General features: G+C 59.7%; 10 protein-coding genes. All 10 read left to right on the plus strand.

Annotation, left to right across the window (positions count from 1 at the left end; translation table 11 throughout):
- Positions 1–76: 76 nt before the first annotated feature.
- The 10 genes from HY556_11580 (at position 77) to HY556_11625 (ending at position 12,265) form a co-directional block, all read left to right on the plus strand.
- Complete coding sequence (locus tag HY556_11580; GenBank protein ID MBI4394415.1) at positions 77–577, plus strand: dTDP-4-dehydrorhamnose 3,5-epimerase family protein; 501 nt, start codon at positions 77–79, stop codon at positions 575–577.
- Between the two features lie 314 nt (positions 578–891).
- The gene (locus HY556_11585) at positions 892–1,413 is read left to right on the plus strand and encodes a methyltransferase domain-containing protein (protein MBI4394416.1); all 522 of its coding nucleotides are present in this window, start codon (positions 892–894) and stop codon (positions 1,411–1,413) included.
- 1,262 nt (positions 1,414–2,675) lie between these two features.
- Positions 2,676–3,719, plus strand: coding sequence for a glycosyltransferase family 4 protein (locus HY556_11590; protein MBI4394417.1), 1,044 nt, complete (start codon positions 2,676–2,678; stop codon positions 3,717–3,719).
- Positions 3,716–4,801: a glycosyltransferase family 4 protein gene (locus HY556_11595; GenBank protein MBI4394418.1), complete on the plus strand. Its 1,086-nt coding sequence runs from the start codon at positions 3,716–3,718 to the stop codon at positions 4,799–4,801. Before HY556_11590 ends, HY556_11595 begins: the two co-directional genes overlap by 4 nt.
- Before the next feature lie 13 nt (positions 4,802–4,814).
- A complete protein-coding gene (locus HY556_11600; protein MBI4394419.1) occupies positions 4,815–6,173 on the plus strand; it encodes a glycosyltransferase in 1,359 nt (452 codons plus the stop codon).
- A gap of 82 nt (positions 6,174–6,255) precedes the next feature.
- On the plus strand, positions 6,256–7,437 hold the full coding sequence (locus HY556_11605) for a glycosyltransferase (protein ID MBI4394420.1): 1,182 nt from the start codon (positions 6,256–6,258) through the stop codon (positions 7,435–7,437).
- Positions 7,418–8,605, plus strand: a complete 1,188-nt coding sequence (locus HY556_11610) for a glycosyltransferase family 4 protein (GenBank protein ID MBI4394421.1) — start codon at positions 7,418–7,420, stop codon at positions 8,603–8,605. Before HY556_11605 ends, HY556_11610 begins: the two co-directional genes overlap by 20 nt.
- A gap of 1 nt (position 8,606) precedes the next feature.
- Positions 8,607–10,061 carry an oligosaccharide repeat unit polymerase gene (locus tag HY556_11615; GenBank protein MBI4394422.1) on the plus strand — a complete coding sequence of 485 codons (1,455 nt, stop codon included), beginning with the start codon at positions 8,607–8,609 and terminating at the stop codon, positions 10,059–10,061.
- A gap of 24 nt (positions 10,062–10,085) precedes the next feature.
- Positions 10,086–11,096 (plus strand): methyltransferase domain-containing protein, encoded by a 1,011-nt coding sequence (locus tag HY556_11620; GenBank protein MBI4394423.1) that lies wholly within the window; start codon positions 10,086–10,088, stop codon positions 11,094–11,096.
- The gene (locus tag HY556_11625) at positions 11,093–12,265 is read left to right on the plus strand and encodes a glycosyltransferase family 4 protein (GenBank protein MBI4394424.1); all 1,173 of its coding nucleotides are present in this window, start codon (positions 11,093–11,095) and stop codon (positions 12,263–12,265) included. Before HY556_11620 ends, HY556_11625 begins: the two co-directional genes overlap by 4 nt.
- Positions 12,266–12,268 lie beyond the last annotated feature (3 nt).

Raw genomic sequence — 12,268 nt, forward strand, 5'->3', positions numbered from 1 at the left:
GGCCCCAGTCAACTTTGGCTTCCGATGACGGCCACGGACGACCCAATTTGATGAGACGATTCACGGGAGATGTGCTATGGAAGTTGTAAAAACCAAACTGGATGGAGTCCTGATGATCACGCCCCCGACCGTATTCCACGATTTTCGCGGCTCGTATGTGGAAATATACAACGAGCAATTGTATCGACAATTTGGGATCCACGTGAACTTCGTGCAAGACGACATTTCCACTTCCACTCGACATGTGCTTCGAGGATTGCATGGGGACAACGAGACCTGGAAGCTTATCAGCTGCCTGTACGGAAAAATCTACCAAGTAGTTACGAATAACGACCCGACCCACCCCCAATACCGCAAATGGGAAGCATTCACCCTCTCCGACGAGAACCGATTGCAATTGCTCATTCCGCCAAGATTTGCTAACGGTCACGTTGTCATGAGCGATCGGGCCATATTCCACTACAAGCAAAACACGTACTACAACAGGAATGGCCAGTTCACCATCAAGTGGAACGACCCGGCGCTGAAAATCTGGTGGCCCGTCAAGGACCCGATTCTCAGCGAGCGCGATTCCTAGTCTCATGGCGAGGAACACAACATGCCCGCTCGTCTGGATGTAGATTCATGATCTCAAGATCCCTCGGCGCGTCGGTTCTTGGACCGTTGCGTGCAGTCAAGCGAGAAATCCGCGCTGCGTCGATGAAAGGCAACCGGTTCCGGTGCCCGATATGCCGCGGAAGGTTCCGAAGCTTCCTCCCACAGTACGAACGTTTTTCCATCGACGGAGAAGTGGTCTGGGATGGTGTGCACCCCAATTCTGTGTGCCCGCGGTGTTATTCTCTCCCGAGACATCGATTCATGATGCATGTCATGGAGAGACGAACCAACCTCATGCAACGCCCCGCCGACGTTCTTCACATTGCGCCCGAGGAAGCATTGGCTCGCGTGCTCAGGGATGTGCACAAAGGGCGCTACACTGCGGCCGATATTCAGCCGTGGACGCGTGAAATGGTGCAACTTGATATCACCTCGATGCAACTACCCGACCAGTCCCGCGACTTTATCGTGTGTTCGCACGTACTAGAGCACGTCACGGAGGATATCAAGGCCATGAAAGAGATACGACGGGTCTTGAGGCCTTCTGGCATCGCAGTCGTGGCCGTTCCGATTTTTGCGAAGCAGACCATGGACGGTGCCGAACACATGGATCCCAAGGACCGGTTGGCCCAATTTGGCTCCGAGACGCACGTGCGACTTTACGGACCGGACATCACGAATCGCCTAGCCCGGGCGGGATTGAGCGTGACCGCCGTCGACGAACGTCTTGAGACCGGAAACTTCAACGACACTGCGGTGCACATCCCTCAACGGGAAGCAGAGCGGTTGGTTTTCCTCTGCGCCCGTAACGATTGACAAGATTTCTTGTTACCAAGGGTGAGCTCGATGAACGGAACGGGTAGTTTTGCCGTCTTTTGCGAGGGGTGGCCCCCGTGGGACGGGAGTGGCCTGGCAGGCCATGTTTACGGGCTTCTGTCGGATTTTCCAGAGCGGCCTGAGATCGTTGCATGCACGCAGTCGGCCCGCGTCCCGCCTCCGCTGAGACCTTCCGAGTGGCTGAAGGTGTCGCGCGGATATGTGTTCCTGAATCTATCCGGGAATCCCGTGGTGGCGCCCGTCCACCGATTCCTGAGGCACGTGCAACTCCAGCATAGATTGGCTTATCCGACGCCAAAGGAACTTGCGCATTATCTTCGGCGGATCGGGTCGCCACGAATTCTCATTTTCATTGATTCCGACCACGATTCGGTAGTGTACGCGTCCCGACTGGTGGAGCGCCTGCCAGAAATCCCATCAACTTTGAGTATGGGATGCGACGTGCTGTGGTCCACCGCCCTCTACAAGAATCCCTGGACACGGCAGCTGGTTCGAAATTCCTTCTCTTCCCTTGTGAAGAATTCGGCCCTTCGTTTCACCCAAACCGCAAACCTAGCAAGACACTATTCGAACATTTTCGGCCTTGAATTTGGCGTTTCACCGCACGTGGTTAGGGATAGCACGTTCAATGCCCTCCAATCGTCGACTCGACTCCCGAACGGCCAAGACCCTCCGAGCGTCTTCCTGTCGGGCAGCATTCATCCATATGATCTCCCAAGCCTCTCGCTCTTGGCTCGGGCCCTACCCGACGTTGAGAGAAAACTTGGCCCCGTAAGGGTTCGGGTCGCTGGCTTTGCGACCGCGGATCAACTCGTGAGCCTCGGGTTCCGGAAAGACCGTTTGCAACTACTCGGTTGGATTCCCGACGAGGAGACGCTTCTTCGAGAGGCCGCCAGATCTTCCATTTGCTTCTTACCAACGGAGTTTGATCCGGGCCACCCGGGGCTTCCGTTCCTTCTTCCGTCTAGGCTCGTTGACTACATAGCCGCCGGAGTCCCTACTGTTGCACACGCACCACGTGGGTCGGCAGTGTCGACCTATTACCGGGACAATGAGCTTCCGTTCATTTGTACTGGTCTTGAGAACGCAGCGTTGGCATCCATTCTTCTGGACGCCCTGTCGTTGGATACCAATGCGCGGACAACCTTGAGCAAGAAGTGCGCAACCTTGGTTCGCGAACGACACTTGGCAAGCAACAACATGGAACGACTTCTTGGACGGGGTTCAAGCGCATCAACATCATGAAGATTGTACTTATCGCCTCGCCAGATCATCGACTACCTCCTATCGGGTACGGGGGGGTCGAACGGTGCGTTTGGTGGCTATTAAGCGGACTCCATGCTCGTGGTCACGAGGTCCGCGTGATGGCCGGCAAGGACGCGCAGGCGCCCGTCCCCGTCCACGTCTATCGCCAGGGCAATGCCAACGAAAACCCCTTGGTCCGCTGGTCACTGAAGAAATCGTTCAAACGGGCGCTCCGGCACCTTTCCTTGGACGCAGATGTCGTAAATTCACATCATCGCCCCGACTACCTCGATCCGAAGGCGTTCACTGCCACGCCGACCGCCTTGTCCTTTCACGGACCGCTTGCGAGGGAAGATATTGGCCGCCTTTCCAAGCGGGCGCGTCGGCATCTGTGGTTCACCGGCTTGAGCCGGAACCACATCCGGGGTGTGAGCGGGTTCGGGCAATGGCAAGCCATGCCATATGCCGTGGATTCGCGGCTGTACCGACCAGCCCATGCAACAGACCAAAGCGCCCACCTTGCCTTCCTTGGGCGCATATGGCGACCAAAGGGCGTCCATACGGCGATCCGAGTCGCCAAAGCGACGGGTAACAAACTAGTGGTCGCAGGCAACGTCGTGGATCATCCCGATAGCCGGAGCTTGCCCTACTGGGAAAATGAGATCAGACCCCAGATTGACGGGAGACAAATCGTCTATGTCGGGGAAGTTGACGACGCCAAGAAGAACGAAATCTTATCGGGGGCCAAAGCACTTCTTTTTCCGATTGAATGGGAAGAACCCTTCGGGCTCGTCATGCTCGAAGCTCTCGCCTGCGGCACGCCCGTAATCGCCTTTCGCCGGGGCGCTGTGCCCGAGGTCATCACGGACGGCGTGGACGGTTTCATCTGCGATGATTTCGAGGGAATGGTGGAGGCCGTAAAGCGGGTCGAAAGCATCGACCGGCGGGCGTGCCGTCGGACCGTGGAGACGCGGTTCACGGTCGATCATATGGTAGACCGCTACGAGGCGCTGTATCGATCCATGCTGGAGGCAAGATGACGAACCTCGAAGTCGCCGCTCCCGTGGCCGCAAAGCGCCTCAAGATCCTCGTCGTCACATCGAGTCTCATCCCCGTCCCCCCGCCGCGTTACGGCGGAATCGAGCGCGAGGTCGCACAACTTGTGTCGGGACTCCACGCGCGCGGACATGATGTCACGCTAATGGCGGGCACCGGCTCGAAAGTCCCGTGTCGCCTCGTTACCTACTCCGAGCAACAGAAGGGATCAAAGGCCCAACGCGCGTGGGCGAAGGCGGCCTTTTGGGCCCGCCTTGCCGGAATGTTGCCGCACTATGACGTTCTCCACTGGCACGGGCGCGCCGACTACTTCGAACCGGCCGCGTTGAGGCCACGGATGGCTAAGGTCGTCACGTTCCACAACCCGATAATCGGCAAGGACGTCGAACACTTCCGGCGTCTTGGCGGCCGAAACCTCGCGTTCGTCAGTATCAGCGACGCCCAATCGAGACACGTACGGAACGTTGGCCGCTGGATCACGATACACAACGGAATCGAGACGAACGGCGGTTCCGCTACCAAGGACCAGGGGGGGGCCCAATACCTGCTTTTCCTCGGCAGACTTTCTCGCGACAAGGGAGCGCACACCGCGATCAAGCTGGCCAAGGCCACCGGCGAAAGACTTCTCATCGTGGGAAAGGCAAATCCGGATCCGCAAAGCGCGGGGTATTTCGAAAGCGAGATCGCGCCTCACCTTAAGGACGGGCAGATTGAGTACTTGGGCGAAGTCGACAACGACAGAAAGGAGACCCTACTCGCAAAAGCGAAGGCGCTGCTCTTCCCTATCGAATGGGACGAGCCCTTCGGCCGCGTCGTCGTCGAAGCGCTCGCGCATGGCACCCCCGTTATCGCCTCCAAACGGGGAGCCGTACCGGAGATAATCACGCACGGCGTGGAGGGATTCATCTGCGAATCGGAGCGCGAGATGGTCCAAGCCGTGGGAATGATCGACAAGATCGATCGAAGCGCCTGCCGCCACCGGGCTGAAACCGCCTTCTCAGTCGATGCCCTGGTCACAAACTACGAGCGCCTTTACGCCTCGATGATGGAAAACGGGGGAACTTAGAACGAAGATCCTGATGCTCCCTAGCGACTACTTGCCCCACTCGGTCGGAGGGCGAGAGAACTTTACACATGGCCTCGCCACCAACCTGGTGAAGCGAGGCCACGACGTCCGTGTGGCCTTCCACGTGTGCTACGGGCGACCCGACCCGGGAATCTACGAGATGGATGGCGTCCAGGTGCACGCACTTGCATCTCTTCCGGACGTGGAACGGGCTGACGTGTACGCCTGCCGTCCGAAAGCAACCCCCGGTTACGGCGAACTCCTCGATTCCTTCCAGCCCGACATCGTGCACCTACACGATTTTGGGTTCAGCGCATCTCTGACGCACATCGAATTGGCGAAGAAGCGGGGCGCCAAGGTCGTCATGACCTATCATAGCCCTGGCCAATCGTGTCTTCAACGTAGTCTTCTTCTCCGCGGCAAGACGCCATGCGACGGCGAGATCCTGGAAAAACGATGCACGTCGTGCAGGCTGGAATCCAATGGGGCGCCGGCGCCGATCGCGCGCCTCGCGAGCGAGGTCGATCTTTCGGGCGTCGCGCGTTTGTTGCCGGGCCAGGCGGGACGACTTTTCTCGGCGCGCGAAATGACAAAGAGGTTCGCTTCAGCGTGGCAAGAGATGACGTCATCGATCGATCTCATGCACGTGTACGCCCGCTGGGTCCGCGATCTGGTGCTGACCAACGGCGTCCCGGAATCCAATGTGTTCCTTACGTCCACGGGCAACCCCTCCGATCCGACCGTTACGCCGGACGAGAGCCTCTGGCAGAATGGATCGATGGAAAGGGGACTACGCGTCCTTTACATGGGGCGCATTACCAAAGTGAAGGGTGTTGACGTGCTTGTGCGCGCCGTCAAGTCTCTTCCGAGAGGTCTGGGGATACGAGTCGTAATCGCGGGCGGCGGCTCGCCCGACCAGGATGCAATGCTCGACGCAATGCGCCGACTTGCGGCAGGCGACAAGCGAATCTTTTTCGCAGGCCCCATGGAGCGCCAAGCTCTCATCGGGATCACGTCGACGGCCGACGTATGCGTCGTCCCGTCCACATGGCTTGAAACGGGCCCACTAACCGTCCTTGAGTCGTGGTCCGTGGGCATTCCGGTAATCGGGTCGAGGCTTGGTGGCATCGAAGAACTCGTAAGCGAACGAAACGGCGGCCTCCTCTTTCCTCCTGGGGACCACGCGGCGCTTGCGAGAATCCTCGACACTCTAGCCACCGACCATGAAGCTTTGGCAGAGCTGAGGGCTACGGTCCCCGCGCCACCCACTATGGCGCATGTCGCAACCGAGATTGAACGCGCGTACCAACACCTCCTCGGCCAAGAGGCCCCGCGTAGGCGCGAAATCACGCAAGAGGCCGCGACCGAATGACCGCACCGAGGCAAGGGGGTCGTGCGCCGGGGCCGCACTTACGCCACGACGCGTTGAAACGCGCACGATCAGAGGGGCCCCATTGAAGGTGGAGGCCGCCGGCCCATCGACAGGGCCCGGCATCGAACCCGGAACCGCCAGCGCAAAATGGGATTCTGTGAGAAAGTCGCGGATCGTTCACGTCCTCGGTGCGCCGAACATCGGCGGTGTTGAGACCCATGCACTGGCAATCATCAAGAACCACGATTCCCGACGAGTGGAACCCCATGTCGTGTTCCTCACCTCCCCGAAGGGACGTCTCGAAAGCGATTTCCGCGCTATCGCGCAGGTTCATTTTTGTGAATACCGGCCTGGAAGAAGAGCGTCGTTCATCCTTCGCCTGGCTTATCTCCTCCTTAGACTCCGGGCCAGTGCGGTACTCTGTCACGCATTCGGCTTGCACGCGCTCGTTTCCGTCGCGGCCCGGATAGCTCTCGTGAGAAAGGTCGTCGTCACGATCCAAAACGCCCGACCCGAACGGTCGCGCCTCGTGGTGGCGCGCAAGGCCGCGCGCATCGCACGCGCGTTCGGCGTCGTGGAAGTGGCACCGTCCATGCACGTCCGTCGCGAGATCAGGACCCTCTACGGCGCCGGACGCGATGACGCCTTGATCCCCAACGGCCTTGATCTTTTGCCCCGATCGGCTCCAAACGCGTCACAATCGATAGCTGCTGCCCACCGAGCCGGACCCTTGATAGGGACGATTGCCAGGATGGATCCAATCAAGGATCACGAAAATCTGATTAGGGCCTTTGCGCACGTGGCAATGGCCGTGCCCACCGCGCGTCTTGTCCTTGTCGGGGACGGGCCCACGCGCACCGAGATCGAGAGGCTTCTCGCTAAATTCGGCCTGCGAGAGAGCGTCGACCTGCTTGGAGACGTGAGAGATGCGAAGGCACTTCTCCCGCAATGGGACATCTTCGCATTCGCGACCAGTGAGGACGAAGGATTTGGCGTGGCGATAACCGAAGCCATGGCCGCAGGCCTTCCCATCGTCGCCACGGACATCGGCCCATGCCGCGAAGTCCTTGGTAACGGCGAATGCGGAGTCTTGGTGCCCCCGCGCGATCCCCAGGCGATGGCCGCGGCCATGATCGCCCTTTGGAAGGATGAGGAACGACGCATGGAATTGGGAAAACGAGCGCGCGAGTTCGCGTTGGCGAACTACGACGCAAAGATCACGACCCGCAAATACGAGGCCCTGCTTGGCATCAACGGCGCTTGAATCGCGATCAGACGAGACGGCCCCGAAGGCGTCGCAGGGGCGGGCAATTGCGGTCCTCGGCAATGCTGGCGATCCAGCGGCCTGGAGCGGCATCCCGTACCACTTCTTCAAGGCGGCCCACGAGATTGGCTTCGCCAGTTCGGCGCTCAACCTCCATCTGGAGCGCGTCAAATGGCGACGATTCGCCTGGAACGCGGGCCGTGTCCTTTCCGGCGACCGACCGGGCGGCTTCCAATACTCGCCCTCGTGCCTTGAGAAGCTGTATCGGGCCGCCGGCACCCAAATCGAAGGAAACGAATTGGTCAGTCATTTCCAGCTTTTTCCACCGCCGCGCCTGGCGAAAGACGCCGACGTGCGCTATGGACATTACATCGACATGCCCTTGAAGCCACTGTTCGACGAGTACGGCGAGGGCTCGCGGATCGGCCGACGCATCCGACAAGAGGCGCTCGAATCCGAACGCCAAGCCTACTCGGGCGCACATCGTGTCGTTTGCATGTCGCGTTGGGCCGCCGACGCCGTTCGACATGGCTGTGGCATAGAAGGTGCCAAGGTCAAAGTCGTACTCCCGGGCGCAAATCTGGACGAGAGTGTCGTGGAGCGTCTTACCGCCGGCATCGACGGCTCCCCGGTCGAGGCCGATCTCGCGAAGCGCCCGTTCCGCCTCGGTTTCACGGGAAAACACCCGGAACGAAAGGGATTGAGGCGACTTGTCGGAGCGGCCGAGCTACTGGCCAAACGAGGCCATGGGGTTGAAGTACGCGTCATCGGCGAGGTCCCCGCCGATCTCCGGAAACATCGACTGTTAAGATCTTTTGGCTTCATCGACAAACGAGGGGAAATGGAACGCTTCGTGCGCGAAGTGTCAGGTTTCGACCTGGGCTGTCTCCCCTCTTACGCGGAGGGCCTCGGCATCTCGACCCTTGAATCTTTGAGGCTAGGAGTCCCAGTGCTCGGCACGGCCGTAGGTGGGATACCGGACGCGATTCCAGCCGGCGCCGGGATCCTCGTGGAACGAGACGTGACGCCCGATGGCCTCGCGGATGCCATCGAACCCTTGATCGTGGACGCCTCGAGATATACCCGCATGCGGCAAGAAGCACGCCGTCTCCGACATCACTACGCATGGAAACGTGCCGCGCAAGAATTCGAAAAGTCGTGGACATAGTATGAGCGAGGACCAATTGTCAAAAGAGCCGCCGCGCGTCGCCCACGCGCAGTGGGCGCTCTGCATCCTGATGCTGATACTCGCATCACTTGCACCGACGACGACCGACGTCGAGATGCGGACCGCCGTCACGATTCTGGCCGGCCTATCGATAGCCTTGGTGATCTCGTGTGGGATCGAGGCGTTACACACGCGTTCCCTCGGAAAAACGCTGCTCATGGCCTCCGTGTTCCTCTTTTTTTGGATTGACGCCCTCACCATGGCGTATGAGGCGTTGCCTTTCGCCACGCCTCGTGGCGGCCCCACGATCCTCATCGGATCCCAATATCCGGGGACGCTGGTCTCCACGGGCCTTTTCTATGTGGCCCTTTTCCAGGTCATGCTTCTCGCCGGATACTCTTACCGACCTGACCTTGGTCGCGTTGGTGGATTCGTGCGGGCGCGCGTTGACTCTCTTTCAGACAGCAAGCGGAACCTCAAGATTGCGCTGGTGGCGCTTGCGATCCTCCCGTGGCTAGCGGGGTATCGCTTCGATGTGATCGAAGGCGTGACGGACCTGATAGAATCCCGGAGCCACGACGAGGCGATGGCCCAAGGTGATTGGGGTCGTTACCTGTACCCCTTCGGCATGTTTGGCATGGCGCTCGTGTTCGCCGAAGCGGTCGTTTCGAAACCTGCGAGGCGCCCACCCTGGTTAGGGCTCGCGGGTCTTGGCATCATGATCGCGATATTCGGTGGGGCAAGGCACATCCTATTGTTTGTCTTGCTGCCCGCCCTCGCGCTTGGGCTACTGTCGTTTCGGGCCATGACCCGCAAGCGGGCGCTCACAGTCATCGCAGCCGCCGTCGTGGTGCTATTGCTTTTCCAGGCGCAGTTCGCCTACCGACAATACGGTTGGGACAAGATCGGCACATACGTGCCGAACGAACTGGGGAAGCTTTCAAGCGTGGACCAGTTCAGCGCGCTCCTCTTCGCCGAGTACCTGGTGCCCAGTCAGCACCCCTATTTCCTCGAACCCACCATCCACTACTTCGCGTTGCATTGGATCCCGAGGATGTTCTGGGCCGACAAACCAATCGTGGAGACGTGGCAATATTTCAATTCTCAATACACCCAAGGTGATCCAGGCTACAACGTCACACCGTCGATCATAGGCCAGTACTACATGAGTTGGGGGATACTGGGAATCGTGTTCATCGCGCTGTGGCTTGGGTTTCTCATGGTATTCGCCGAGCGGTTGCTTCGATCGCTCGACCTCCAACGGCAGCGTTGCATGGCGGTCTCGCTCGTCATGCTGATGGCATTCGTGATAGCGTCCTTCCGCCTTTACGCGCCGGTATATTTCGGGTACTTCGCGTACGGGTTCCTGGCGACGATCCTCCTCACGTACCCCATCCCGACCAGGGCCCCATCGATAAACGCTGCGGTCGGCGCCACCGCTCCCGAAACAACGTGACGCCCACCCAAATAGGAGACCAACTTGCGACCGGAACTGATCGAAATCCTTGCGTGCCCAAAATGCGACGCCGGCCTTTCGATTTCGACCAGGCAGGAAAAGACCGGCGAAATAGAGAGCGGTCAGCTGAACTGCCAAGGATGTAACCAGACATACCCGATAGTTCACGGAATCCCTCGTTTCGTCGTAGGCGGAGATGACTACGCATCGAATTTTGGTATCCAGTGGGAAAAATTCAACCGGACCCAGATCGACGCTTTCAACCGCACCAAGGAATCGGAGAAACGATTCCGGGCCGAGACTGGATGGGATGAAAACGATCTCCAACGCAGGCTCGTACTGGACGCCGGCTGTGGCGCCGGTCGGTTCACGGCGATCGCCGCCTCTTGGGGCGCAATGGTCGTGGCGGTCGATTTGACCGCCAGAGCCATCGAGGCATGTGCACGGAACACGAAGGAACTCGGCCTGCAGGTGGATTGCATCCAGGCCTCCATCTACGCCTTGCCATTCCGGCGCGGCGTGTTTGACAAACTATTCTCCCTCGGCGTGCTCCAGCACACGCCCGACCCCGCCAAAGCCATGCGAACGCTCCCCATCTATCTGAGACCAGGCGGTGAGATCGCTTACTGGATCTACGAACGCCGATGGACGCGTTTCTTGATGGCCCGGACGTACCTTCGTCCCATCACACGCCGGTTGCCTCCCCGAGCCAACTACATCTTGAGCCTTTTCCTGACCGCGATCTTCTTTCCGATCACCCTCGTCATCTCGCTTCTACCCGGCGGACAGACCGTCGTCAAGTGTTTTCCCATATCTGCGCGCCACTACTGGAGGCGCCTGAGTATTCGCGAACAGTGGCATTGGACCGTCCTCGACACGTTCGACACGTATGCCCCGGCCTACGAGTTCGTCCAGAGCGAGGCCGATGTCGTTTCGTCGCTTGAGGCCGCGAGCGTCGAGGGCATTTCCCGGCGACCCGCCCGGGGCATGGCGATAGTCGGCCGGAAAGCGGCGACCGGCGGTGCCCTGCAATGAAAGTCGCCGTCCTGTGCGCCAAGTTCGGGCCCTACCACGAGGCGCAGTTGAGGCAGGCCGCCCGGTCGGGCGAGGCTTCCGGCGATGAGCTGACAGGCATCGAGATAGCGGGGTCTCAAAGTGACTACGGCTGGACCAACGCGACATCGGGACGGAGCGGCTTCGACAGAAGGACGCTCTTCCCGGAGGCCGATTATTGGCAACTACGGGGAAACGAGAAGCGGGAGGCGCTCCAGCACGAGCTTGGCCGAATGAAGCCAGACGTCGTTTTCATTCCAGGCTGGGCATTTGACGAGGCTCGCGCGGGCCTATCATGGGCGATGAAGACACGAACGCCGCGAGTAATCATTTCGGACAGCCAACCCATGGATGCAAGCCAAGGCATCCGCAAGTCGCTCTACCGGCGCACGATCCTCGCCCGTTTCGACGCTGCATTCGTCGCCGGCTCGCCCCATGTTCGCTACATGGAGACGCTTGGCGTCCCGCGCGACAGGTGCGTGACCGGTTGCGATGTGGTCGACAATTCCCGGTTCGCGAGCCGATCTGCAAGTGATTCGCAGGGGCAAGACCCAGACCGTCGACCGAGATTACTAAGTTGCCTACGACTCATCGATCGGAAGAATGTGCCTGCCGTCATCGAGGCCCTTCACCGTGCCAAAGCCGATTGGACGTGGACCATCACGGGTGAAGGACCAACACGACCGGCAATCGAGGCAAAGATACGCGAACTCGGAATGACCGAGAAGATCCGGTTGACGGGCCGAGTCGACGAGGATGCGTTGGTCGAGGAGTACCATCGTGCCGACGTCTACATCCAACCGAGTCTTGCGGAACCATGGGGCCTCGCGGTGAACGAGGCGATGGCCGCTGGCCTGCCGGTCATGGTGTCAGACCCCTGCGGTTGTGCGGAGGATCTGGTTTCAGACGGCGTGAATGGTCTAAGATTCGACCCGCGCGATCCCGTGGCGATACGCGAGGCGCTAGACCGCATGTCCGATGAGCGCAAGCGGTGGCCCGATATGGGAAAGGCGTCCTCGAAGATCATTGCCGATTGGGACCTTCCACGATACTCGGACGGGTTCTGGAAGGCCGCGGCAATCGCGACCGGCGTTCGGGGCCGGAAAGGCACAGGGGGATTCGGCGACTTCTTGTTACGACGAGTTCTGTGAACG

The sequence above is a fragment of the Euryarchaeota archaeon genome (assembly GCA_016207515.1).
GTDB lineage: Archaea > Thermoplasmatota > SW-10-69-26 > JACQPN01 > JACQPN01 > JACQPN01.